At 48.8% G+C, this 24,719-nt stretch carries 19 protein-coding genes and 1 other RNA gene; 12 read left to right on the top strand and 8 right to left on the bottom strand.

All coding sequences use genetic code 11. The annotated features are described in order from the left end of the window. Positions 1–8 precede the first annotated feature (8 nt). Complete coding sequence (locus H6F88_RS34080) at positions 9–134, bottom strand: hypothetical protein (RefSeq protein ID WP_277881983.1); 126 nt, start codon at positions 132–134, stop codon at positions 9–11. Positions 135–601: 467 nt separating this feature from the next. Here H6F88_RS34080 and H6F88_RS19075 point away from each other — a divergent pair, with 467 nt between their 5' ends. From H6F88_RS19075 to H6F88_RS19060, 4 genes are all read left to right on the top strand, one after another. Then, positions 602–1,267, top strand: a complete 666-nt coding sequence (locus H6F88_RS19075; protein ID WP_190644321.1) for a sigma-70 family RNA polymerase sigma factor — start codon at positions 602–604, stop codon at positions 1,265–1,267. Positions 1,268–1,351: 84 nt separating this feature from the next. After that, a complete protein-coding gene (locus tag H6F88_RS19070; protein WP_190644320.1) occupies positions 1,352–2,341 on the top strand; it encodes a DUF1822 family protein in 990 nt (329 codons plus the stop codon). A gap of 21 nt (positions 2,342–2,362) precedes the next feature. Further along, positions 2,363–4,753: a CHASE2 domain-containing protein gene (locus H6F88_RS19065; RefSeq protein ID WP_190644319.1), complete on the top strand. Its 2,391-nt coding sequence runs from the start codon at positions 2,363–2,365 to the stop codon at positions 4,751–4,753. Positions 4,754–4,779: 26 nt separating this feature from the next. After that, positions 4,780–5,529, top strand: a complete 750-nt coding sequence (locus H6F88_RS19060) for a DUF928 domain-containing protein (protein ID WP_190644318.1) — start codon at positions 4,780–4,782, stop codon at positions 5,527–5,529. 101 nt (positions 5,530–5,630) lie between these two features. On the opposite strand, the gene H6F88_RS34550 is transcribed toward H6F88_RS19060, so the two are convergent. Then, positions 5,631–8,321 (bottom strand): CHAT domain-containing protein, encoded by a 2,691-nt coding sequence (locus H6F88_RS34550; protein ID WP_199333689.1) that lies wholly within the window; start codon positions 8,319–8,321, stop codon positions 5,631–5,633. A 314-nt stretch (positions 8,322–8,635) separates the two neighbouring features. Next, positions 8,636–8,758, bottom strand: a complete 123-nt coding sequence (locus H6F88_RS34075) for a hypothetical protein (protein WP_277882201.1) — start codon at positions 8,756–8,758, stop codon at positions 8,636–8,638. 626 nt (positions 8,759–9,384) lie between these two features. On the opposite strand from H6F88_RS34075, the gene H6F88_RS19050 reads away from it, so the two are divergent. Together H6F88_RS19050 and sir are read left to right on the top strand one after the other, a co-directional pair. Then, positions 9,385–9,915: an outer membrane beta-barrel protein gene (locus tag H6F88_RS19050; RefSeq protein WP_190644317.1), complete on the top strand. Its 531-nt coding sequence runs from the start codon at positions 9,385–9,387 to the stop codon at positions 9,913–9,915. A 413-nt stretch (positions 9,916–10,328) separates the two neighbouring features. Next, entirely contained in the window at positions 10,329–12,245 is a 1,917-nt protein-coding gene (sir, locus tag H6F88_RS19045) for a sulfite reductase, ferredoxin dependent (protein WP_190644316.1), read from the top strand. A 105-nt stretch (positions 12,246–12,350) separates the two neighbouring features. Here sir and H6F88_RS19040 read toward each other — a convergent pair whose 3' ends face one another. From H6F88_RS19040 to hpsE (H6F88_RS19030), 3 genes are all read right to left on the bottom strand, one after another. After that, positions 12,351–13,205 (bottom strand): 2OG-Fe(II) oxygenase, encoded by an 855-nt coding sequence (locus tag H6F88_RS19040; RefSeq protein WP_190644315.1) that lies wholly within the window; start codon positions 13,203–13,205, stop codon positions 12,351–12,353. Positions 13,206–13,307: 102 nt separating this feature from the next. Further along, the gene (gene hpsE, locus H6F88_RS19035) at positions 13,308–14,276 is read right to left on the bottom strand and encodes a hormogonium polysaccharide biosynthesis glycosyltransferase HpsE (RefSeq protein WP_190644314.1); all 969 of its coding nucleotides are present in this window, start codon (positions 14,274–14,276) and stop codon (positions 13,308–13,310) included. Between the two features lie 112 nt (positions 14,277–14,388). Beyond that, positions 14,389–15,339, bottom strand: a complete 951-nt coding sequence (gene hpsE, locus H6F88_RS19030) for a hormogonium polysaccharide biosynthesis glycosyltransferase HpsE (protein ID WP_190644313.1) — start codon at positions 15,337–15,339, stop codon at positions 14,389–14,391. Between the two features lie 358 nt (positions 15,340–15,697). On the opposite strand from hpsE (H6F88_RS19030), the gene H6F88_RS19025 reads away from it, so the two are divergent. Then, positions 15,698–16,258, top strand: coding sequence for a superoxide dismutase family protein (locus tag H6F88_RS19025; RefSeq protein ID WP_190644312.1), 561 nt, complete (start codon positions 15,698–15,700; stop codon positions 16,256–16,258). A 101-nt stretch (positions 16,259–16,359) separates the two neighbouring features. Here the strand turns inward: H6F88_RS19025 and H6F88_RS19020 are convergent, their stop codons facing one another. After that, positions 16,360–16,851 carry a hypothetical protein gene (locus H6F88_RS19020; RefSeq protein ID WP_190644311.1) on the bottom strand — a complete coding sequence of 164 codons (492 nt, stop codon included), beginning with the start codon at positions 16,849–16,851 and terminating at the stop codon, positions 16,360–16,362. A gap of 35 nt (positions 16,852–16,886) precedes the next feature. Continuing rightward, positions 16,887–18,380, bottom strand: a complete 1,494-nt coding sequence (locus tag H6F88_RS19015; protein WP_190644310.1) for a site-2 protease family protein — start codon at positions 18,378–18,380, stop codon at positions 16,887–16,889. A gap of 456 nt (positions 18,381–18,836) precedes the next feature. Here H6F88_RS19015 and H6F88_RS19010 point away from each other — a divergent pair, with 456 nt between their 5' ends. From H6F88_RS19010 to H6F88_RS18990, 5 genes are all read left to right on the top strand, one after another. Next, the gene (locus H6F88_RS19010; protein WP_190644365.1) at positions 18,837–19,517 is read left to right on the top strand and encodes an MBL fold metallo-hydrolase; all 681 of its coding nucleotides are present in this window, start codon (positions 18,837–18,839) and stop codon (positions 19,515–19,517) included. A 121-nt stretch (positions 19,518–19,638) separates the two neighbouring features. Beyond that, a non-coding RNA gene (gene ssrS, locus H6F88_RS19005) (6S RNA) lies at positions 19,639–19,822 on the top strand. A gap of 189 nt (positions 19,823–20,011) precedes the next feature. Next, a complete protein-coding gene (locus tag H6F88_RS19000; RefSeq protein WP_190644309.1) occupies positions 20,012–20,182 on the top strand; it encodes a ssl1498 family light-harvesting-like protein in 171 nt (56 codons plus the stop codon). A 495-nt stretch (positions 20,183–20,677) separates the two neighbouring features. Further along, complete coding sequence (locus tag H6F88_RS34545) at positions 20,678–23,119, top strand: tetratricopeptide repeat protein (RefSeq protein ID WP_190644308.1); 2,442 nt, start codon at positions 20,678–20,680, stop codon at positions 23,117–23,119. A gap of 659 nt (positions 23,120–23,778) precedes the next feature. Beyond that, complete coding sequence (locus tag H6F88_RS18990) at positions 23,779–24,486, top strand: COP23 domain-containing protein (protein WP_190644307.1); 708 nt, start codon at positions 23,779–23,781, stop codon at positions 24,484–24,486. Positions 24,487–24,719: the final 233 nt, after the last annotated feature.

The following is a 24,719-nucleotide window of genomic DNA, read 5'->3' as shown; positions in this document are numbered from 1 at the left end:
TCACAAAGCTAAAGAATTTTGGCGTTTAAAGCCACTCCTACCTCGACAAAACCGACCTGTGTCGGTTCTTTGACCTTTGACTTCTGATAGTCTGCCGATGCGGACTGGTTCTTGTAGCGTTCGACCGATCTCATTCTGGAATCTGCGAATAAATTCGCCAATCTCCTAACCCTGGTTGATATTATCTACATTGGGTTTGAAGAGTTGATGCAACCTGGATTTGAATAAATTTTACCAAGCCATAGCCCCCTTCCCTATCACCTTTACGGGTGCTAACGTCGGGCAGCTAACCGAATGACGTAGCGGGTTCAAGACGTTGATTTTTTTAAGGTCGGGCGAAGCAAAGTAGAACTCGTGAATAGTGTGAGGGAGTCACTACTAGACAAAGAGCGATGTGGAGCAGTTCCACTTTGAGGCGATCGCCTCTTGAGCATGAGCAGCACTTAAAAAGCGACTATCGCTTAGTGAAGAGGCTAAGCCTCTTGCGCTACTGAATTCGTGTACTAAATTTTGTAATGAAGAAGCGCAGTTACCTGGAATACTGCGTATTACAGAAGAGGAGTTATAAATGCCCCAAACCCCTCTCCTTGACTGATTTAATATGAAGGATTTAGATGAAACGCTTCGCCAGCTCGTTGCCGAAGCCTGTACTCATCCTCCTAAAAGCGTTGACCGCCAACGGGCACTGCAGGAGATTTATCGGTTAGTAATGAAGTCGGGCAAACTTTGGAGAGAATACACTCCCTACTATGCAGATGCCCTTCAGCAGATGTGGGAGTATTGCTGCCAGCATTTGGAAGAATATGATCCAACGTTGAGTGGAGTGATCACCTGGTTAGATAACTATCTGAAGAAGCAACTGCGGTTATTTCGCGATCGCCAAAGTCGAGACTACAAGCGACGTGCAGGCATAGAGCAAACAGAGCAAGGAAATTTTGTAGATCCAGTCGATCGACTTCCAGCACGCCCTGAACTGGAACCGACACTCGACGTTTGGGAAAAAACGATGAACTGGGTCCAAACCGATCCGCAGGGCATATTGCAAGCAACTTGTTTTAGAAAACGAGTTGATATCAATGCTCAAACTTTATTCCTGATGCGGTTTCCATCAGAAACTTCTTGGCAAGTCATTGCCGATCGCTTTCACCTTACTCCTGCCGAAGCTAAGGATTTACCCAAGTTTTACAATCGCCGTTGCCTGCCGCTGCTGCGAAATTTTGGTATCTCGCAAGGATATCTAGATGAGGAGGAGAGTAGTCATCGCTGAAACTTTCACAAAAGTATAAGTTGATGCTGATACTGCGTGACCACGACGACTCTTGACTACTCGCCAATTGCTAAGAGGGGAACTATGAATTACGATCTTGGGGCTTTCGATGATGCTGGAGTACCTGTCCTAATTACCCAGGAAACCCACCAACTCGCACAAGGATTTGCCAAACAGCAGCCTACGCCAACCAAAGCCGATCAGGTTTATCTCAATACGCTGGCGGTTTGCGCGGTGAATAATTACCTCAAGATTTTGGGGGTTTCTGCAAATTTGTCAGGATGCGACAGTTGGAATCCACTGATGCGATCGGTAATCAATACAGCGGATCTAAACATTGTTGGGGTAGGGCGGTTAGAGTGTCGTCCGCTCTCACTGGCTGGACTCGAAGACCCTGACCCAGTTTGCCACGTTCCCACTGAGGTGCAGGAAGATCGAATTGGATATGTTGTGGTGGGCATTGATGACCATCGTCAGGAGGCAACCCTTCTAGGCTTTGTCGATCAGGTTGAGACAGAAGAATTGCCGCTGCGTCAGTTGCGATCGCTCTCTGAACTGCCTACTTACCTGCACTCGTTAACTTCACGTCAAGACCCATTACAAGGCGTGACGCGGTTAAGTCAGTGGTTAGATGGCTTGATTGAGGCAGGATGGCGATCGCTGGATGACCTATTAGGGCTACAACCCCTAGCAGTACAATGGCGCAGTGCAACGCCAGATGCAGAGGCGACATCTGATACATCTGCGATCGCACGAGGCAAACTGTTAAGCTTCAGCGATTTACCTGATGAACAGGTCGCCCTGATCTTGGAGATTACTCCAGAGGTAGACTCATCAGAGGCAGACTCATCACATACCGTTACTGTTCATGTTTGCCCAACAGCCGATCACCCACATCTTCCAGCAACGCTGCGGGTGATGATTTTAGACAATGAAGGTTCAATCATCATGCAGTCTGATGCCCGAGCAGATAACCGACTGATTGAACTGAAATTTAGCGGTGATGTTGGAGATGCGTTTAGTGTCAAAGTGGAGCTAGCAGATCAGAGCAAGGTTGAGTCCTTCGTGATTTGAGTGAGATAGCAAGGAACCGTCATGAGTAAGCTCGTGGTTCTGAAATTGGATGGTGACCTGGAACAGCAAGGATTCCGGATTACGTTGGAGATTGGGCAGGAGGGACAATATCCTGATATTGCAACCAGTGGAGCGCTTCCGCCCAACCCAGAGTTAGCTGCCCAACTCGCGCAATGGCAAACTCATTATCATCGTCTATCGGCTCCCTCTCGCGCACTCAAACCTCGACAGATCCGTTACGACGGCTCCCTCCACCCGATTGAAGCCTGTCTCCAATCGGCAAAGACGCTAGAAAAACAATTGAGATTGTGGCTGCAATCCAATTCGTTTCGAGAAATTGATAATCAATTACGTCAGGCATTGGTTCAAGAGGAACCGATTCGAATTTTGCTTCGCACTGACGATCAGCAGTTGCATCAGCTTCCCTGGCATGTGTGGGATGTGGTTGAGCAATATCCAAAGGCAGAGGTTGCGTTGGGTGCGCCCAAGTTTCGCCGTCCCCTGACTCAACTCACCCGTTCTGCGTCTGCAACGAGTGGAGTGAGAATACTGGCTATCTTGGGCGATCGCTCTAACATCAACGTCGAGGCTGATCAGCAGATGTTGACTGAGCTACCAGGAGCTAACCTGACGTTTTTGGTAGAACCGTCTCGACGAGTGCTGCACGACCACCTGTGTGAACAGCCTTGGGACATTCTCTTCTTTGCTGGGCACAGCGAGACCACGGAAGATGGCGAGGGGTGGATCAAGCTCAACCCTGACGTGAGTTTGACCATTGAGGAACTGAAGTATGGAGTTAATCGGGCGATCGCTCACGGTTTGCAGTTTGCTATCTTTAACTCCTGCGATGGGTTGGGCTTAGCCCATGCGCTTGAGGAACTGCAACTGCCCCAAATGATCGTGATGCGGCAGCCTATCCCTGATCCGGTTGCTCAAGACTTTCTCAAGTATTTTTTGAAAGCCTTTGCTGGAGGGGAACCATTCTATTTAGCAGAAAGAGAAGCCCGTGAGCGATTACAGAGCTTAGAGGATCAGTTTCCCTGTGCCAGTTGGCTACCCGTCATCTATCAGCATCCAGCGGCGATTCCGGCGACCTGGCAACAGCTATGTCGGCATCCAGAGGAAGAAGAGCCTTCAGAACCTAAAACTCCAAACTCTAAGTTAAAAACACCCCTTTCTACTTCCTTACAGAGGCCACTTGGGCTGGTCTGCTTAAGCAGTGTGACAGTTACGGCTCTCGTTATGGGATTACGGTGGTTTGGCTGGCTGCAGCCGTGGGAATTGCAAAGCTACGATCGCCTGTTGCGACAGCGCCCGGCTGAGCTACCTGACTCTCGCATTTTATTGGTTGGGGCAGACGAACGAGATTTGCAGCAGTATGGCTTTCCAGTACCCGATGCGGTATTGGTTCAAGTGATTGAAAAACTGGGGCACCATCGTCCAGCAGCAATCGGCATTGATATCTATCGCGATCGCCCCGTTTTACCGGGGCATGAATCCTTTGTTGCCGAGTTGCAATCTAACCCAAATGTCGTCCCCGTATGTACCTGGGGAACAGATGAAACGCAGGCGATCGCCCCTCCTCCTGATAGCCCTGTGGAGCAGATTGGTTTTGCAGACTTAGAATTGGATGCAGCGGATGCAGTGGTGCGACGGCATGTATTGTCGCGATCGCCCAATCCGATTTCGCCTTTATCTCCCTGCACCACACCCTATTCTTTTAGCCTGCAGTTGGTCTTCAACTATCTCGATCGACAAATCCCAGCTATTCCTCCAACCTTGACAGCAGAACAGGACTGGCAGTTTGATACAACAATCATTAAACGTTTAACCCCTCGCACGGGTGGATATCAAAACCTGGATGCGCGCGGCAATCAGATTTTGATCAACTATCGAGCCACCGCCGAAATTGCCCAACAGATTTCGATTACGGCTCTCCTTCAAGATCAAATTGACCCCAGTTGGATTCGCGATCGCGTAGTCTTAGTTGGCGTAACAGCCGCAAGTGTTCAAGATGATCAGTCCACACCCTATGGCAGAATGCGGGGGTTACACATCCATGCGCATATTGTCAGTCAACTGCTAGACACTATTTTGGGCGACTACTCTAAAGTGGATGCTTCGCATCGTCCTTTAATTCAAGCAATGCCTCAATGGGCTGATGCCCTTTGGGTGCTGGGGTGGACCCTCGTGGGAGGAGTATTGGTTTGGCATTTGCGGGTTCATCCTACTGGCATTCCCATTTTGTTGAATTTGACAATTGGGTTTGGAGTTGCCGTCGGAGTATTATACGGCTCGTGCTGGTTTGCACTGGTTCAGGGGCTTTGGTTGCCACTGATTCCAACCGTTTTAGCGCTTGGAATAACAGGAGGTGTGATGCTTGTCTTAACGCCAGGTTCTGTCGTGCAGTAGGATTTGTCGAGGTTCATTGAATCCGTATGGTTAATCAATTACTGATAAAACATTTGAAAATTGGAGTGTTAGTAATTAGCCTGATACTCACTCCAAATGCCGGATGGACTCAAACGAGGCTAGAAGCAGAAACTTCTTACCCACACCATGCTGAAGTTAACCCTTCCAGAGTAGCAACGCGCCCCAGACCGCTCCCCATAACAGGTACTCCAGATGGCAGTCGTACCGGAGGAGGAACCCGTCCTGGGGAATCCGCGAGTCAGTGTAGGCAAACCACTCATCCACCCACCGCTCTTGTGCCCGAAGATGGAAAAGGGGCAACAGCAATGGAGTCTCCAGTGGTCTGGTTTTACATGCCTTACACGAATCAGGATGTGACTACCGTTGAGTTTTCAGTGCATGATCGCAATGAGACGACCACCCTGTATCGCTCCTCGATTCAACTGGCAGATGTACCAGGAGTGATGGGAATCACTATTCCGATCGCTTTGGAAATGGAGGAAGCCTATCAGTGGAAATTAATGATTAATTGTGGCTCTGAGAGCTATGGACACAGAGATTTCGCTCTGGATGGTTGGATTACGCGAACCACTCCTGACCCTGCATTTGAATGGAATGGAGTTTGGTATGACGCACTGACGGAGTTGGCTACTCGTTATCGCTCTAACCCAGAAGACACTGCTGTTCGTACAGCCTGGGTTGACCTTTTGGAACAGGTTGGTTTAGCCGATCTAGCTTTAGACACGGTTGTGGATGCACAATTGCTGTCTAATTGAAGTCTACTCCCTTCCCGATTAAAGATTAGGTGCTAAAAGATCAGGGATGCCCCCCCGCGTCGCGGGGGGGCATCCCTGATCTTTTAGTGGGAAAGGAGTAATTAAAGCCAGTTTCCTACCAATACATACGGTGCCCAAATATAGGGAGATCGATAGCCATATTCATTGAAGAGTGCAAGTTGAGCCTGGTGCAACGCTTCTGCTTTCGTCAGGGTGGACGGCGTGAGGCGGTTATAAAACTCTCCCATCAAAATAGCAGTAGAGGAATCGCTCACCTGCCACAGCGTAGACACGGTGCTGCGTGCCCCGGCGCGAACGGCGATTCCTGCTAACCCTAACGTTGCTCGTTCATCTCCCTGGGCAGTTTCACAGGCACTCAACACTAGCAATTCAATGAAGCTGGAGCGGTCTTGCAGGTCAGTGCGTAACAGGTCATTTAAGTCTTGGCTCTTTAGTAACTCGCTATAAGCCACAATAAAAGTTGCGTCTGGATCAGAGCTAAACTGCCCATGCGTTGCAACGTGAACGATGGAGAAGTCGCCGGAGTCAATTTGCTGTTGCAAGTTTGTTCTCGTAAATTCCTGATTCAATAGCAACTCGGTTGAAGCCACTGCCTCAATCTGCTGTAGCTCGTTTGTAACGTTTGCGAGGGGGCTAAAGGATTGTCCTTCGATTTGTCGCGCTTCACTGACCCCGGCTGTCAGCACCTCAAGGGAATTTCCTGAGGGAGGTTGGAGATCAACCAGTTGCAAGCTAGGAGCGATCGCCACAGCATAGGGTTTCTCAATCAAATAACGCTCCCCATCGTGAAGGACCGACATCGGAATGTTTCGCAGCGCTCCATCCAACACAAATACTAGAGTCTTCACCGTATTGGTGGCAGCGAGGTCTGCCTCTAGCGGACGAATGATCCAGTCGTAGACTTGAGTTGCCTTCTCAAGCAACATTTCAGGACGATTTCGAGCAACGATACTGGTTCGCAGATCGGTTAGGGTTTGTTCAACCTGATGTTGTGCGATCGCAGTGGTGTAATGCTGTAATGGTTGTCCTGGCAATCGATAGACGAGTTCTAACCGATCCTCCAGAATGATGGGATAGATGATCGCCGCTGTTGGATCAACGCGACCGATGCTATCGACTAAGGGTTCAGTTCCAAAGGGAGTTGTCGCTTGCACAACGGTGCAGCGCAAGAAGTTTTCGATCTCTGCCAGCTGTAATGCATCTATCACCTCAATTGCTTGCTTTAGCTCGTCTTGGCTCGGTTCACGACCCACTTCTGACTGCAATAGCAAACTCACCAAACGCCGATAGACTGGCTCGACGTTGCTGCGAAATGAAAATTGAACGTCGGAATTAATGGTCAACAAATCGCTGCGAACAGACTTTAGAGTTTCAAACGCCGCCGTGTAGGCAGCGATCGCTCCAGGGCGATCGCCCTGTTTTTCCAGCAGTCGTCCCATCTGCCACTCCCATCGATAGCGGATATCGGGAGCTTGAATCGTTTCTGTTTTCAAGAGCGCTTGTTGAGTTACAGCTTGAGCTTCTGACCACTGGCGGGTTAACTCGTACAGTTCTCCCAATTGTCCTAATGCAAAAGCTTCTGACCTAGAATCTTGCAGAGTGCGAGCCTGCTGAATGGCAGTTGCTAGCAATTGGGCAAGCTCACTCCAATCAGGCAAGGAAGGAGGGGGCTGTTCTAGCTCTGGTTGAGTAGTTTGCTGCAAGCAATCTGCCTGAGCAGAGTTAAGCTGCTGACGCAGGCAGATCAAGCTGCGGACTGCATTCAGAGTTGCAAACACAGTAGATCGCCCAGTCGGTAGACGGGTGAGATCAGGTTGAATCTGCAACCACAGTTCGGCAGCATCCGAAGTTTGCCCAGTTTCTGCCAGCAAGCTGAGTTGATTGAGCTTAGCTTGGATCTGATGAATCGGTAAGGTCGCTCTGCTAGCAGCTTGTTGATAGTGAGCGATCGCGTCCGTTTGATGCGGTTGTGCTTCATCTGCTTTGCCGATGGCGATCGCGCGATCGCTTAAAGCCCGGTTTGTGTTGCCCAGATCCAGCAAAATAGAGCTCGTGAGTGAAGGAAGATCGAGAGAAGTGGCGATCGCCAGGCTCTCTTGCAGCAGTTCGTGGGATTGGTTTAAGTAGCCTAAGCGTCGTTGAGCATTGCCGAGATACCACAGCCCCGTTGCTACCAAGGATGGCTCTAGAGGCTGTTGCTGCAACACCTCATAAACATTGCCTAGAGTTGCTTCGGCTTGTACACTCAACCCCAATGCCTGGAGCGCTTCTGCTTGATTAATCGAACTGAGAACCACCCCGCGAATATCGTTGGCTTGCTGATAAGCAAGCGTTGCTTGTCGCCAAGTGTCTAGAGCGTCATCAAAGCGCCCCCCAGACCAATGCAATCGACCCTGGGTATTCAAGGCTTTTGCAAATACTGCCAAGAATGGTTGAGTAGATGTATTGGATTGCTCAGACTGCAATAGGTTAAGACTGGTGGCGATCGCCTCTTCCGCCTCTTCCCAGCGTCCTAAATGCTGATACGCCACCGAGAGATTGCTTTGCACTAATGCCTGCCCTAGCTCATCATCCTGAGCCGTAAAGCCAGCTAATGCTTGATTCCAGACTTCAACCGCTGTCGCAAATTGCTCTTGCTCATAATAGTTAACCCCCGCCTGCAAAAGCTGTCGTGCATCAGCAGACAACGCGGGTCGATTGACAACCACCATAAAACTCAGGAGCGTGAGTAAGAAGAATGCAACCAGTCGGTGATATCGTCGCGTGATCACAGTTCACCTCTCCCGTATTACTTAGGGAATCTGGCAACTCGTTGAAGCTACTAAGTTATTGCCGTTCACAGACCGTCTTTGGATGATAGGTCAAAGTCTTTTAGAAGCGTTTTGAAACCATTGTGCCTATTTATCTCGCGCCGACCACACCCCTGATATCAGCATGAATAGCCCCCCTGCAAAGATGGCGATCGCAAACCCCGCTGAAATCGCGTCCATCCAATGAATTGCTTCCATTAGATGTCCTCCTGATGATTCATTAACAAACAATTAATGCATCCTAGCTCAGTTCAAGGTAACTATACTGCGTTGACTTAACTCCTACACATCGAGTCTTGGGAAGACTTTAAACGGTTCATCTCAGTTGGGGCGATCGCCTGATTCGGCTGGGTAAAAAGCAAGTCATTTGTCTGCTGCTTTGACCTGGGTGTAGCCACAAAACTCTGCTAGGAGAGTGTTCTCGGCATTACTAGCACCTGAAAGCATTTGAAAATAATTGCTCCATTGTACGATTCTTCTACTTTTGAAAGAGTTAGAGATTTATAGAGAAAAAAGATTTGTATTTTTCATAAAAATGTATTTGAAAGTTGAAACTAAACATTAGCTGAGGACGTAAAAGATTATGTTTTGTTCCCAAGCTATCAAAACCCTGTTTGGATTAAAGAATGAACTTATCCTACTTTCAAATCACTGAATTGATTAAATAACTTCTTAGATAATTTCTATATATCTCGAACAAAATATTACTGACTTCGTTGCATTTTTTGAAACAAATTATGTGTGACAGTTAGAAAACAGACCATCACAACATCCTGTTCATTTTCCTAGGATTTAAAACAAGAATATATCCAGAGAAAAGTTGCTGTAAGCCCCACAAGTCTAATCTCGAAGCTACCGCTGCATATTGAATCCATTGCAAGACGAGGCTTTTAGATTTATACGGCACTTTGTAATATCTCAAATTCGGGTGGCGAAAAAGTTGAGTTTTCTGGAACTATTACGTCGACTCTAACGACGCAAAATCTCAAAAAGAACAGCAAAGAAACTGCTGAAGGGAACGAACATGAAACTTTCATTGAAGTCTATCGCAACTTTTTCTGCATTATCTGCACTAGCAATTTCTCCAATTTTCCTCTCTGCTAATCCTGCTTCTGCTCAACCTGCTGGAATGGATGGAACCTACGTCGGTGGCGGTATCTCCGCAGGTGTCCTAGATGGTGGAAGCGATGAAGAGGGTTCCACATTTGGAGGCAACATTCAGGGACGTTTTGCTGTACCAAATGCGCCTGTTTCTTTACGCGGTGCGGTTCTATTTAGTGATGACACCAGTGCGATCATGCCAATCGTTTCTTACGATGTGCCTATCACAAATAACGCTAACGTTTACGCCGGAGCAGGCTATTCCTTTGTAGAGCAAGACGGTCAGGCAACCCCTCTTGGCAACCAGGATTCTGTCGTCTTGACGACAGGTGTTGAGGCTGAGGTCGTCCGAAATGTGGTGCTGTACGGCGACGCAAAGCTAGGTCTAGATGCTTATCAAGATAGCTCTAACCCAGCGCTCAGCTTCCAGTTTGGTGCTGGCTACCGATTCTAAGAATGCAACCCTTGAGGGTGTAACTTCCCAGGGTGCAACTACAACTAAGGGTGCAACTCCGAATCTAGTGAATCCTTTGAGTTAGGGAAAGGACGGGGAGAGAATTTAGTTCTCTCCCCATTTTTCTTAAAGATGGCGAATTGAATAACCTGCGTTATACCAATCCCAAAAATTAGGGCTCTAGATAGAAGGGCACCCCGTGGAGCAGCGTGCCCTTCTATCTAGAGCCTCTTTCTAGAGAGACGCTATAAGTTGTCTTAACTGGTGTGACAACAGCAGCATCTTCATAATTTGAAATTCTTTCTAACAATGGGAAAGGCTGATGTGAGAAGATGCGATGCTAAGATCGGAGGGGTGGATTCACCTTTATTCCGACCGGGAAACCGGAAATCAGTATCCTTTAGATCTTTGCAATGGTTAAAACTCCTGTTTTTCTACCTGCCACTGACCGTAAGTCTTCCAAAGTAGAAGGCCTTAAAGAACGCAGCCATGCACTGCGTGAGCCTGTCGCCACTGAGATCTCTCAGGATACAACCCATTTTAGTGAGGATGGGATACAGATCCTTAAGTTTCACGGTTCTTATCAGCAGGATAACCGCGATAATCGGGTCAAGGGACAGGAGAAAGATTATCAGTTCATGCTGCGGACTCGGAATCCTGGTGGTTTTATTCCACCGCAGCTTTATCTGGCGTTGGATGATCTGTCGAGCCAATATGGCAATCAAACGCTGAGGATCACAACGCGGCAGGGAATTCAGCTTCATGGCATTCTCAAGAAGAATCTGAAGACGGCGATCGCCACCATTGTTCGCAACATGGGTTCAACCTTGGGGGCGTGTGGCGACGTTAGCCGCAACGTGATGTCTCCCCCTGCGCCTTACAAAGATCGCCCTGAATATGTTTACGCGCGTGAATATGCGGATCAGATTGCAGATTTGCTGACGCCCAGAACGGGCGCGTATTACGAAATCTGGCTAGACGGTGAGAAAGCGATTACGGCAGAACCCAATCCGGCGATCGCTGAGGCACTGGAACGTAACGGCAACGGCACCGTTTTTCATGACAACGAAGAGCCGCTCTATGGCACTTACTACATGCCGCGCAAGTTTAAGTGCAGCGTGACGGTGCCAGGAGACAATTCAATTGACCTCTATTCACAAGATGTCAGCCTGGTAGTGATGACCAATTCCCAGGGCGAACTGGAAGGCTTTAACGTGTTTGCGGGTGGCGGCATGGGACGCACTCACAACAAGGAAGAAACCTTTCCTCGCTTGGCTGACCCGATTGGCTATGTAGACAAAGCTGATGTCTACGACCTGATGAAGGCAATCGTGGCGACTCAGCGCGACTATGGCGATCGCTTTAACCGCCGCCACGCCCGAATGAAATATTTGATAGAAGATTGGGGCGTAGACAAGTTTCGCCAGGAAGTTGAGGGCTATTTTGGCAAGTCCATCCAACCGTTTAAACCGTTGCCAGAGTTCAAGTATCTGGACTTTTTGGGTTGGCATGAGCAGGGCGACGGCAACCTGTTCTTGGGCATCTCAATTGACAATGGGCGAATTAAAGACGAAGGCACGTTTCAGCTTAAGTCGGCTCTGCGGGAGATTGAGGAGCGATTTGCGCTGCCAATTCGCCTGACCGCAAATCATAACCTGGTGTTATATGAGATTAAGCCGTCTCAGCAGGTTGAAATTCAGGAAATTCTTCAACGCTGTGGCATTCAGCCGGAAACTGAGATCGATCCACTGGTACGTTACTCGATGGCTTGTCCGGCATTGCCTACCTGCGGTTTGGCTACTGCCGAGTCAGAGCGAGTACTGCCTAGCATTATGGAGCGAATTCGGACGTTGCTAGATAAGGTGGGCTTGGATCAGGAGCATTTTGTCGTGCGAATGACGGGTTGCCCCAATGGATGCGCTCGTCCTTATTTGGCAGAGTTAGGCTTTGTAGGACAGTCACCCGATACCTATCAACTGTGGCTAGGGGCTGACCCAAATCAAACTCGTCTGGCTGAACTTTATCTGGACAAGCTGAATATCCAAAACCTGGAAGCTGCGCTAGAGCCACTGTTGATCTACTTCAAGCAAGAGCGTCAGCAACGAGCAGAGCCGGAAAGCTTTGGCGATTTTTGCCATCGAGTTGGGTTTGATGCATTGCGGCAGTTTGCGGCTAGCTATGAGCCCAGAACGAGCAACAAATTGCGTCATCGAATTGGCATCAAGGATGAGGTGTATGTCAAGCTGAAGGCGATTGCCGCCCAGCAAGGTAAACCGATGACAGAGCTAGCGAATACGGCTATCGAGGCTTATTTACAGACCATAAGCTGAACTGCGGAAGGCGATCGGTATTAAGTCGATAAAAAGTAGCGCAGTTAATCCCTGCGCTACTTATTTTTTGGGGGAAATAGCCGTTTCCCCCTACAGAAATCTCTTTTACAAATTGCTGAATTCTTTCCAAAAAATGCACTGCTTTTGGCGATCGGACAGAGATTTTGAGATAGTCAGTAACTCATCCTGACTCAGGATCGACTTGCAGGTTTCTGGATTTTTAGGCTTGCGGGAGGTGTAGGTAAAGAACATGGCAAGCCGTTCGGATTCGGTAGGCATTCTGCCTCGGTGAAATACACCGCAAGTGTCGGTAAAGACAACCGTTCCAGCGCCACCTGTGCAGCTTCTCCAATTAGACGATGGCACCGCTTTTTCTACAACATCATCTGGGACAAAACCATAGTTTCGCTTAAACACATTAGGAGGCGGTGTTAGCGACTTGGGAATATATTCATACGGGCCATTGTTCTCACCTACCTGGTTGAAGTAGACGATAATTTTTGCCATTCGCCGATCTTCAATATCGATGTGCCATTGGCGGGTACCTGCTTGCGAACCATCCGCTACATCTCGACGGAAAGAGACTCCATGATAGGCAACGGGTAGCCCTAAATAATTTTCGATGATGCTGAGCAACCGCTCTTCTAAACCCCACAAAAACAGTCCAGGATACTGCATCAGCAGGGTTGAATCTGCGCGCGAGTAAGCTCTGTTTTTCTTAGGAGGAATCTTTAGCAATTCAGGCGCGATGTGACCTGCCGCATCCAATAAAGTGGATGTTGACGGAATGTCTAAATCAGTTAATGAAGTAATTACAGTTCCTTCTTGCTGAAGACCTTCAACAATTTGGCGATCGCCAGGTAAGATTGCTGGAAGCCTATCTACATATTTGGCTAAATCTGATTTGTAAGTCAGTTCAGATAGAGCTTGTGGAACCTTTTTGATCAGAGTGTTAAGCACGTAACCTTTCCTTTAAGTAAGGGATGAAAATAGTTGGGGCGATCGCCTCAAATTCGTTAGAATTGTTTGACTTGTTTTAGCCAGCAAGACGTTAATTTAGAATCATGCCTTTTGAGTCTTCTTTGAGCTAGACATGAAGCAGTAAAAGGGACTGGCTAAACAGCTTAAGAAAAATGTCATTTCGCAAGCAGCAATCAAATCAGTTCTTACTTTCCATCGATACTTCAACAGGTGAAGAATCACTCTACGAGAATTACCTAAGAGAATCTTGCTCACAATCACGGGTTTTTGCCAGCTTTTTGCTCCCACCAAACGAAGCTGACAAACACATAGTCCAGCGGTACGAATCAGCTTAAGCAGATTTTCTTTCTCCAAACGCTGTTTTGGAATTTGGTGATAGATATTCATCAGGGGGTTGTACCAAATTTCCCAATTTGCCCGATGCAAGTGTAAGGAAATTTCGAAGTCATTGCCGCCTCTACCGGTGCGAACTAACTGTTTGGGCACGCTGTCCAACCAAGCTTGTCTGCGTACAACTAGCCCCGCACCGGGGGGCAGACTCAGTTTTTCCGGCTCATACCGATGAGGTTTTGAACCGCGTTTTTTAATTGCTAGAAATGATTGAATCCGCTCAAAGTTTTCGGGCGGTTCTACTTCAAAGTCGCCGTGAATTTGCCCACCAAAAGCACCTGCTGTGGGATAGGTTTGACCAAATTCATAAGCAGCAGCAACCCAGTCTTGAGTTGGTAACGTGTCATCATCCAGGAAACCAACAAACTCACCTTGAGCATTTTCTACGGCACACTGACGGGCAAATGCCAGCCCTTGTTTTGCTTCGAAGCAGTACTTGAGAGTGGGACCTTGCCAATCAGCCTGATAGGACTGAACCACTTCTTTGGTATTGTCGCTGCTGTTATTATCGACAACTAGGATTTCCCAGGAAAAATCAGTGTTGATCTGTGATCGCAACCTTTCCAATACATTAGACAAGCGATCGCTGCCATTATAAGTTGGAATTGCAACGGTAAAGCCAATCCCTGCGCCTTCCGGCTTACTATTTTCAGAAGTCATATCTTTCCCTGAAAGTCCTCAAAGCAGTGATTGTTGAAGTCGGTTTATCTTGCTAGCCAAAATTACTTCTAAGTAGAAAGCTCGAATTCCTGAAATGGATCAGTTAGATTCGCTAGATCCGCAAAAGCCGCTTTCTCCATAGAAAGAATGGGCTAATGATGTTGTTGACCAGAAGCTCCATTTCACAGGCAGCAATCAGGTCATTCTTAATCACCTTTCGGTACTTAAGGAAATGCAAAACTAGTTTTCGTAGATCACTTGCTAGATACATCAAGAAGGCAAAAGGTCTTTGCCAAGCGGCAAAACTCAGCATCCGAATGTGATGGCTGCTCAACCCGATGCAGCGAAACACTGAAACCAGATAGTCTCTCTCTAGCCGCCAGTGGGGGATTTTGTGTTGAACCTGCATTTCAGGGTTGTACCACAGTTCCCAGCCTGCCTTCTGAATGTGCAGCACGACTTCTAAATCTTCACTGGCAAGCCCGGCTTCTTTGCCCGTATTGTTCAAGAATAGGCGCTTGGGAACGGCTTCCAACCAGGCTTGCCGCAGCACAACCAACCCAGCCCCAGGTGGAAACATACGCTTCTTAGGTTGGTACAGTCGGGGTTTAGAACCTCGCTCGATAATGGCCAGGTAGCAGGCAATTCTCTTAAATTCTTCAGGAGGCGCGACTTCGTAGTCTCCTTGAATGCGACTGCCAAAGGCTCCTGCTTCGGGATGGGTTTCGCCAAAGGCGTAAGCTGCTGCAACCCAATTGGGAGCAGGCACGTTGTCGTCATCCAAAAAACCGATGTAGGTTCCTTTTGCTTCCGTAACGGCTCGTTGCCGGGCAAAAGAGGCCCCTTGACGAGGTTCTAGACAGTACCTTAGCGGGCAGTGAGCGGGCCATTCCGCCTGATAGTCCTGAACGACTTTGGCAGTATTGTCTTTGCTGTTGTTGTCTACAACGATGACTTCCCAGGAGAGATTGTCCAGGTCAATCTGCGATCGCAATCGGTCTAGCACGTCTGGCAAACGCTCTTCGCCATTGTACGTAGGAATCGCTACCGTGAAATCAACCATAATTTTAAGCAGATAATGAATATTAGCGGTTACGTTAATTCAGTTAAGAGCTGCAAAATTTTCAGCCTATTTGCAGAGACTAAGTCAGAGTTCCTTGACCAGTTTTCATAAGTCAGATAGTAGCGAATGCGAGGATATCAGGACTAGCGATCTAGCTTGATCTTCATTCACTCTTTAAGGTTGGCTATGTGTTTCTACATATAGGTTTCGGCAGAACTAGTGAGTTGTGCTGACCCTGCTTAAACCCTATAGGGGATTCACAGACGAGAAATTTACGTAGAAGATTCAATCTATGAGCGATCGCTCAAATAATCAGCGATCGCTGCTTTAATCAAGCTTGTTATCCAAAAAGTGAACCATGACTAGCATTGGCAAAATCATCAAAACATTGGGGCTAGCCCTCTGTCTGAGTCTTTTGGCTGTAATTTATTCTGTCCCTGCCGCTACTGCCGCTGAAATCGGCAAAGCCATCATTGAAGGCACCTCAGAATCTGCTTCTGTGACAGGAGAAGCCCGTTTTGTCGAAACAGATGCGGGGCTGCAAATTAACGCAACTCTGGATACTGCTCCCTCTGGAAATCACGGGTTTCATATCCACGAGTTTGGCAGTTGCGCTGAGGGTGGCAATGCAGCAGGAGGGCACTTCAACCCAGATGGAGTAAAGCATGGCAAACTTGCCACAGATGGATTTGCCAATGCTCACGCAGGCGATCTGGGCAACATTTCAGTTGCAGGGGGTGAAGTCACCGCGTTTAGCGAAACGCTTCCTGGCTTAACGCTGAATGACGGAAAGTATGCGATCGCCGGACGAGCAATTATTGTGCACGAAAACGAAGACGACTTCGGGCAACCCACCGGCAATGCCGGAGGTCGGATCGGCTGCGGTACGATTTTCCTAAGCTCTGATACTTCAAGCTAAACTTACTCACTTGAAGTCACTCGCTTGAAGCCATTCCGCAAATATTATGAACAAGGGGCTTAAGCCCCTTGTCTGCACCTTCAAGACTACGGCTGTAAACCTCACACCGCTGAGCCATTAGTAATCGGCGTACCAGATTTTGTTTGATCGCGAGTCGCTCGTTCTTTAGCTAACAGGTTCACCGTGTCTCCGAGAGCCGTTGTTAAGCTGCGCCGCGTCTGAGCATGGTCTGCCTGCTCTGCTTTGAGCGATTGAGATAGGCGATCGCACTCCATCAGCGCTCTAACCAAAGTCTCTTTAACCTCTGATGGGTTTTGTAACTGCTCTAGCTGCTCTTGAATCGCAGACTCAGTTATCCCATCACTCACAATAGGCTGAGGCGACTGCTGTAACCGTTGCAGTTCAGCTTTCAGCATTTCAATTTGCTGTTGTGCTAAACGTGCTTCAGTACGCCGCTGCTGTGCCTCTGTTTCATAAAACCTGCGCCAATTTGCAGCACTGGTGTAAGCCTGATCCCGTTCTTGATTGACCTCAGCCAGTTTCTGTTGAAGTGCCTTAATCTCTAACAACCACTGCCTAACATCCTGAGACATCCCACCAACTCCTCATGCAGCCCATGCTAGAGAGTCTAAAACAAAATTTGAGTTACAGATTGGGGAACTGGCAAAATAATACTGACCAGTAACCCTAATGCAACTAACCCCCACCAATCACGCTGGTTATCCAATTCACTGACATCATTCAGGGCAGGTTCGTCTACCACGGGAATGAAAAACAGCAAAATTGCCCAGAGAAAAAATTCTTGCTGAACAAACGACAGAGCCAGAACCAACAATCGTGCAACCTGACCGATCACTGCACCCACTCGCTGCCCAAACATCGCATGAACGATATGCCCCCCATCAAGCTGACCCACAGGCACCAGGTTCAGCGCTGTCACCAGCAAACCCAAACAGCCTGCCACCGCTACTGGGTGCAGCTTTAGAGCAGTGGTCGCAGTCAACCCACCACCCAAAGCTAGCTTACTCAACAAAGCCAGCAACAGCAAGCTAGGTTGAAAGGAAGTGACGTTTAGAATACCAGATTCTTCTGTGAGGCTGACAGGAGTAGAGTGTGCTAACCCCCAAAGCAGCAGCGGTATCGTAACCACAAAGCCTGCCATTGGTCCAGCAATCCCTACATCAAATAGCGCCTTTCTATTAGGTACAGGAGAACGCATCTGAATAAATGCACCAAAAGTCCCAAAGGGAAAGAAACTGGCTGGTGGAACCGGAATAAAGTAAGGAAGTGTTGCCCGAATTTTGTAAAACCTAGCCGCCAAATAGTGCGCCAACTCATGAACTCCCAAGATAGCCATTAGCGCCAGTGCATAAGGCAGTCCATTCAGCAGCAAAGCAGCTGTGATTTCTGTATCTTCAGTGATCGTGCCAGAGATTGCAACGCCTGCCAGCGTTGTAGTGAAGATAGTTGCTAGCAGCAGAGTTAGGGCTAGACCGGGGCGGTTTAGGGACTCACTGGCTGATTTTGCGGCTGCTTGGGCTTGAGGGTTAGGCACCAGAGCAAAGAAAGGTTTACCGTTCATTCCCTCCTGAAACACAATCAGAAAGCGATCGCCAAACTGCCTTTCCACATTCTCCCGAATCGTTTTGTAGGCTACTTCGGGTGAGGTTCGCAGTTGTCCCCGGCAAATTAAAGCCTGGGGACGGTATTCAACGTTTTGCAAGTAATAGACTGACCAGGGAAAGCAGTTTTGCAAAGCCGCTTCTTCTTCTTTATCGATGGGTCGGAGGGTAGGGCGCTTTTCAGCAGTAGGTTCGGCGATCGCCTGCGGTCCCTGTTGTAGACCTTGTGCCTGTGCCTCAACCGCAGCGCCAGATTTGGACGAACGTCCCCACTGAATCAAAAACCAGTACAGCAATGGACAAAGGATGAAGGGCCCCAACAACAGGATGGCTGGCATTGGTTCATTTTCTCCATAAACCAAAATCCAGCCTGTCCAGACAAAAGCAGGAGTCATCATCACTAGCCACAGTACCCAGATCGGAGTTCGGGTAATGCTCGCCACCGTCCGTTGGACGATGAAGTACGTAAATATTCCCAAGAGGAGCAACCAGAAAATCATGCTGCGGGTCTCAATTTCGTCAATTCAATCGATCACTGATTGATCACTGGTAGATCTCCAGCATACCGCTTTCAACCAATCCTCAAGGCGAATGAATCTAAAGCTTTAATTCAAACCCGCACAGAACAAACACCTGCGTCATCAACATCCCAAAACTCGCCAAGAAGCTTTTGCTGCGGGATTCAAGCAAGACTTTTTCAGATGAACCCCGTTAAAGTGATCATTCTACAATCGATCAGCTAGCAGATTACTGAAATTCGCTCAGAAATTTGTCTCTGGAGTTAAGTCTACTCACGAGAGTTAAGCTCGTTCACCAGCTTCATGCCAAAACGTCAGTAGAATAAGGATTGCATTAGCGTGAAATCCGCTTAGTACGATCTGCTTAGAGAGACTGAATACTGAATAGTTGTGTTAGATCCTGCCTTTAGCCCTGACTCATCCCAAGCCAACCGAACTTTGAGCAATTCTCAGCCGAACTCTAAGCAACCCCGTAAAGTCTTTGAGGATATTTTTGCCTTTCCCCCTAACCGCGACACGATGGGGGGAACTGCTTATTTAATACAAGCCACGGAAGGAAACGAAAACATTCTGGTTGACTGTCCTGCTTGGGATCAGACAAACCAGGACTTTTTGCAGGAGCAGGGCGGCGTTCGTTGGCTGTTTCTGACACACCGGGGCGGTAAGGGTAGAGTCCGTGAGATTCAGCAGAAATTTGGCTGTGAGGTGTTGATTCAAGAGCAAGAAGCTTACTTATTACCGGGAATCGAGCTAACTCAGTTTCAGCAAGAGTTTCAAATCAATCCGCAGTGCCACACGATTTGGACATCGGGTCATTCCCCTGGCTCCGCTTGCTTGTATTGCGATCGCCACGGTGGGATTCTCTTTACCGGACGACATTTGCTGCCCAATCAGCAGGGCGAACCTGTACCTCTGAGAATTGCAAAGACCTTTCACTGGCCGAGACAAATTCAGAGTATTCAGCGAATCATGGATCGGTTTACGCCAGAAACGTTGAGCTATATCTGTCCGGGTGCCAACACTGGATTTCTTCGGGGCAAACGCGCGATTGACCAGGCTTATCAGCGGTTAGCTCAACTGGATCTAGCTACGCATCTACAAGCGAAACCTCTGCTGTAAAGCTTTTCAGCCCTTGGGTAGACCGATTGCTACGTGAGAAATATGGCTTAAGTCAAGATTTATTCATTTACGGTTCACCACCCTTGCAATAGCCCCCACAAAGATCGTTAAAATAGGCATAGTTCTGCTGCGGCGTTGGTGACTGCCAATAATGTTTTATGATCTATGCCTTGTTTACAAGGGAAACTAGATGTTTCAGTGGCAGTATACCGGGCTTGTACCCGGAAACTTAAAACTGAGGCCGTGCTTCCCACCTGGATTATTCCAGGTCAAAAACTGAGGTAAGACGGCGTTGCGGGGGACTCTCAAGCTTTTTTGATTTCTCATAGAAGCTTCTAGTTCTAAAAGAACAACGGATTTGAGTGGCGCAGGCAATGCCTGCGCCACTTCAATTTTTGGAAAGAGAAAATTATTAAGAAAAGTAAACAGTTAGGTGAGAGTGATCCCGCAATTATTTGTTACAATTGGTGAAATTTGTAACGAGAGGTTCTTTCATGCCCTATACCACCGAAGAAGGCGGTCGCCTGAATAATTTTGCGGTTGAACCCAAAATTTACCAAGCTGAGCCACCAACCCAGGGACAACAGCGGAATTATATTATTTTGAGCGTTGCGGCGATCGCACTGATCGGCGGACTCCTCTTTATAGCGGTTTCTGTATCGTAAAAGTCTTTTACAAAATCGATAGCAAACCAGGCGTTGAGTGCCTTCTGAAGGTGGCACACATCTGAATTTGACATCATTAACCAGGCTGCCCTTGTGGAAAAGCCTGGTTTTTTGATTTTGATAAAAATCCCTGTGCAGCGTTTGATAGGGCTATTTCAGTTTCAGGAAGGGGAAGCGAAATGGCGTAAAACTGACTTACCTCAGATACAGCACTCTTGTCCTGACCTGAAGGCAATCGGCTTGAAGAGGTTTATAACGGCTTAATCTGTTAACTGCCCCAACTCCTTTATCAAGTTAGCCGGAAGCCAGCTAGTTCAGTCACATTTCTGAAGAAACTGTTGTAGAAACGGCACATCCATAGCGTTCTACGAAAATAGGTTTCATTACGTAGTATTCAAAACTGACTGAAACCTCATCTGATTTCCAAACTTCTGGCTTCAGATCTGGTTAGCAAATCTGGTTATCAAACCCATTCTCGACCTGCGGCATCTTCTCGTGACAGACATCCCCTTTCGCAAAATTTTAGGCTTAAACCAGCAGACCTATCAATGCCTGAAACTGGCTTTGAGTTTGAATCTGCGTCGTCAGATTTTTATTGCAGTCTGTGATGACCTGACTTTGCGCGATCGCCTCGCGGCACAGCTTTTGGCAGAACTGGCAAATCCTTCTCCAACGGCACTCAATCGGGCTGCAGAAACAGGCGGACAGCGCTATCCTCGCCTAGTCACGCTGGACTTAAGCTTGAGCGATCCTAACCCAATTGTGCAGGTGGCTCAATGGCTGTCTCAGTCACCGCCACCCAAAACGGGCAACCGCCGCGCCCCAATGCCAGCCTTTCAGTTTGTGGGGATCGAACACCTGACTCGCCAGTCGGCTGCGGTGCAGCGTCTCTTTTTGACGCATCTTCAGGGCATTGAGCGCAGTTTACCTGTGCTGGAGTCGAGTTTGCTACTGTGGATGCCGCGTCCCTGGTTTCGCTCTATGCCGCAGTCAGCCCCAGAGTTTTGGCGCTGTCGCACGGGAGTGTTTGAATTTGTTGGCGATCCCACTCCGCTGCCTGCCGCATCTATTCCTCAACCTCGGACGCGTCCTCAAGAGGCGATCGCTGCAACTGCGGCTCAAGCGACTCAAGCAGCACCTCAAAAAACTGTTCCGGCAATCGCCAAAACTAATGGCTTGCCGCAGTCTCAAGCAACTGAATCAGAATCGCTTTGGGATGCACTGGATCGGGATCTGGCAAAACTAGACCAGGCTAACACAGCCGCACCCCCAGTTTCTCGGGCAAAAGCACCTCAACCTGACCCTGGTGATCGCCCTGCAAACTCAAACGGCACCGGAACAGCTCCACATCTACCTGTCACCTCACCTGCCGCTCCAACAGGTAGAAATCAATCTCCAGGTGCGCCCCCTAGTGCGCGTCCCGCTCAGACTGCGCCGACTGTTCAACCCCGCGTCGCCCCTCCAGCCCAGCCACCTGCTGCCAAAACTCAACCTCCTGCTGCTACCCCTGCGCCGCGTCAACCAGTAAAATCTGATGCTGCGGTGGATCAACCTGCTCAGGCTAGACCACCCCAAGTTCAGACGGGAAGCAAACCGAGCCAGCAGCCAGTTGTGACGACTTCGACCCCCAAGCAGGGTAAATTAGCCGAATCTCAAGCCCGCATTCAAGTGCCCCCAGGAGCAAGTGAAGCGGTGCAGCCATTGCCTTTGTTGCAGCAGATTGAATTGCTGCATCAGCAACAGGCTCCTCCAGCAGTGTTGGCAAATGCCTATCGAACGCTGGGCAACCTCTATCGCGATCGCATCGAGCAGGGTGACGCTTCTCCCCAAAACCTGATGATCGCGATCCAGGCGTATGAGCAGGTTTTGCTCTGCCTCGACGAAGCTTCCAACCAGTGGGCAGACATCCTGAACGACCTGGGCAACCTCTACTGGATGCTGTCGCGATCGCCCCTTTCCCCCGATCAAGCATTACCTTACTTGCAGCAGGGCATTCAAGCCTATCAGCTTGCCCTGACGAAGGTTGATCCCCAGGCTCAGCCTCAAACTTTCCCAATGATTCAAAACAATCTGGGAGCGGCCTACGCTGATCTGGCGCGGTATCAGGAACCTGCCGAGAATCTTCAGCGATCGGTTCAGGCATACCAGCAGGCATTGCGCTATCGCAAAGCAGATGTAGAGCCACTGCGCTATGCCTCGACGCAAAACAATTTGGGCACCACCTACTGGAACCTGGCGCAACACCAACAGCCCAAGGTGAATTTGAAGCAGGCGATCGCTGCCTATTCAGAGGCTCTGCGCTACTACAATCCCAAGCAAGAGCCGCTCAACTACGCGATGATCCAAAACAACCTCGGCACCGCCTACTGGAATCTGGCTCAGCAAGAACAGCCGAAAGACTGGCTGGGGCTAGCTCTAGGAGCCTATCGCATGGCATTGAAATATCGAACCCTGGAAGTCGCCCCAGCCGCTTTTGCCGCGACTCAAAACAATCTCGGCACAGCCTACTGGCACATGGCAAACCATGTGAAAGATGACGCTGAAGCCCGCTTGGACTATCTAGAGCAGGCGATCGCTGCTTACAAAGCAACTCTTATCGCTGCCGAAAAACTGGCTAAATCTTCTCAGCCCATCCCGCTCAACTTTGACCTCAACGCCACTCACAACAACCTGGGCTTAGCCCACTATCAAATCGCCAGCGATCCCCACGTTTCAGCTGAGGCTCCAGCCCGGTCAAATCATCTGGAAGCTTCACTACATCACCATCTACAAGCGCTACAGGGCTGGCAGCAAAAACCCGAATTCAGCCAAACTGCCTTGAGTTGTCTCCTGCAAACCATCCGCGCCTTCTACAATCAATTTGGCATTCAAGGACAAAACCTGGCCCTCTCTAAAGTTCCTGGGCATCTGCTGCCGCAAATTTTGCCTCAGCTTTAGAAGAGGGGCTAGGGGCTAAGGTTCCGGAAGGAACTAAGGAACTATAGGTGGGAGGTTCGAGGTTCGGGGTTCGGTACTGGCCCCTAGCCTCTACAAAAAAGCTGACTTGATTCCAAGCCAGCCCAAGAGATAGTCAATCACGTTGTCTTTTCATTGGAAGAAACCCAAACTGCGCGTTCCCAAATCGGCAGGGGTTAACGGAATATTGACGTTTCCGCCATTTCCTTCTCCACAAAATAGTGTAACAAGAGACACAGACCTTTCGTCATAAAACTTTACGAGATTTTTGGGGTCTTCCCATAACTGCACCTAATAGATGCTAAAGATACTCTTAAGACAGATTGCTCAAAAGCGGCACCTAGAAACAGCTCTGTTTTATCAAGCTGCGATTTAGCGCTTCTGCACAGGCCTAAGTAAAAGCGAAAAATTGTAGATCTGAGGCACTTTGCTGAGACTGTCCTCGTCCTCAGAAGATGGAGAAGATTGTGCTAGCTTTCTGGATCGCGCCACTTAACCAAACCAACTAGCTAGACTGAGTGGAAACCAATTCTGGGATTCGCTTCCTCTCCCCGCTCCAGTTTGCCTAACTTTTGCCCCAAAATTTGCCCAAAAACGAGTTTAAGAAAATAGCGTTCATGAACCTAAAAGGACTTCATAATATGCCATTATCCCTGTTTGAGTCACGTCAAACACTTACGACACGATTACGACGAGGAATCAGCCTGTCTGTAGGACTGGCAATGGGGCTAGCAGGAGGGGCGATCGCCCAAACCACTCCCCAACCGGACATCACCAGCAGCACCCGCTTTGCCTGCCAGTCCATCAACGGACAATATACTGTGATGTACTATCCCCAAAGCCAACCTGGGCAAGCCTATGCCTGGGCTACTCCAACTGAGCTAGGTGGCGGTTGGACGGAAGAACGACGTTGCAGTGAGATTAGCCGTCGCCTAGAGTCCTACCGTCCTGACGGCTTGCTAGAAATGCAGACAGGCGTAGAAAACGGCTACAACACCATTTGCGTCACTACTCAGCAAGATGCATCTTGCCGAATTGTATTGACCGTGCCTCCTGGACAAGATCCATTGGTAACGCGTAATCGTGTCTTTGAAAACCTGGCAGTTGCAGATAGAGGTCAGCAAACCGACTCCGTTACAACTTTCACTGGCGGTGATGATGGCATCCTCAACCGCATCGGAGAGGCGCTGGATATTGACTTACCGGGTTCGAGACGCAGCAACTCAAGCACTGACAGCATCAACCTGCGCCCCTTCCTCGACCAGGCTGATGGCGGCACCGGAACCAGACTACAAGGCGGCACCCCTGCTCAATCTAGTCCACAGCTCAACCCTGACAGTTTTCGCTAGATAACTTGCCAAAAATTGGCATCTACCTCCCCATTCTCAGTCTGAGGGTGGGGAATTTCATGCTGAAGGCGATCGCCAAACATGATACTATCCCTCTTGCCTCTCCACCCTGCCTCTCCATCCTGAATGTCTTTCCTTCAGAGACGAGCTAGCCTCTACCAAGCAATCGTCGCTCCAGACCAAACCCGTGAAACCTGGCAATTCTGCCTCTAGAATTTCTACTTACTTCTGGC

The organism is Oculatella sp. FACHB-28 (assembly GCF_014696015.1).
In the GTDB taxonomy this organism is placed as follows: Bacteria; Cyanobacteriota; Cyanobacteriia; order Elainellales; family Elainellaceae; genus JAAUTN01.
This window is presented reverse-complemented; position numbering and strand designations above follow the sequence as displayed.

What these genes read in the sequence shown, in the direction of transcription:
- hpsE (WP_190644314.1), bottom strand. Translation starts at nt 14,276, where the DNA reads ATGACTTCTGAAAATAGTAAGCCGGAAGGCGCAGGGATTGGCTTTACC.
- H6F88_RS19025 (WP_190644312.1), top strand. Translation starts at nt 15,698, where the DNA reads ATGACTAGCATTGGCAAAATCATCAAAACATTGGGGCTAGCCCTCTGT.
- H6F88_RS19020 (WP_190644311.1), bottom strand. Translation starts at nt 16,851, where the DNA reads ATGTCTCAGGATGTTAGGCAGTGGTTGTTAGAGATTAAGGCACTTCAA.
- hpsE (WP_190644313.1), bottom strand. Translation starts at nt 15,339, where the DNA reads ATGGTTGATTTCACGGTAGCGATTCCTACGTACAATGGCGAAGAGCGT.
- H6F88_RS34080 (WP_277881983.1), bottom strand. Translation starts at nt 134, where the DNA reads ATGAGATCGGTCGAACGCTACAAGAACCAGTCCGCATCGGCAGACTAT.
- H6F88_RS19015 (WP_190644310.1), bottom strand. Translation starts at nt 18,380, where the DNA reads ATGATTTTCTGGTTGCTCCTCTTGGGAATATTTACGTACTTCATCGTC.
- sir (WP_190644316.1), top strand. Translation starts at nt 10,329, where the DNA reads ATGGTTAAAACTCCTGTTTTTCTACCTGCCACTGACCGTAAGTCTTCC.
- H6F88_RS19065 (WP_190644319.1), top strand. Translation starts at nt 2,363, where the DNA reads ATGAGTAAGCTCGTGGTTCTGAAATTGGATGGTGACCTGGAACAGCAA.
- H6F88_RS19075 (WP_190644321.1), top strand. Translation starts at nt 602, where the DNA reads ATGAAGGATTTAGATGAAACGCTTCGCCAGCTCGTTGCCGAAGCCTGT.
- H6F88_RS18990 (WP_190644307.1), top strand. Translation starts at nt 23,779, where the DNA reads ATGCCATTATCCCTGTTTGAGTCACGTCAAACACTTACGACACGATTA.
- H6F88_RS19070 (WP_190644320.1), top strand. Translation starts at nt 1,352, where the DNA reads ATGAATTACGATCTTGGGGCTTTCGATGATGCTGGAGTACCTGTCCTA.
- H6F88_RS19000 (WP_190644309.1), top strand. Translation starts at nt 20,012, where the DNA reads ATGCCCTATACCACCGAAGAAGGCGGTCGCCTGAATAATTTTGCGGTT.
- H6F88_RS19060 (WP_190644318.1), top strand. Translation starts at nt 4,780, where the DNA reads ATGGTTAATCAATTACTGATAAAACATTTGAAAATTGGAGTGTTAGTA.
- H6F88_RS19050 (WP_190644317.1), top strand. Translation starts at nt 9,385, where the DNA reads ATGAAACTTTCATTGAAGTCTATCGCAACTTTTTCTGCATTATCTGCA.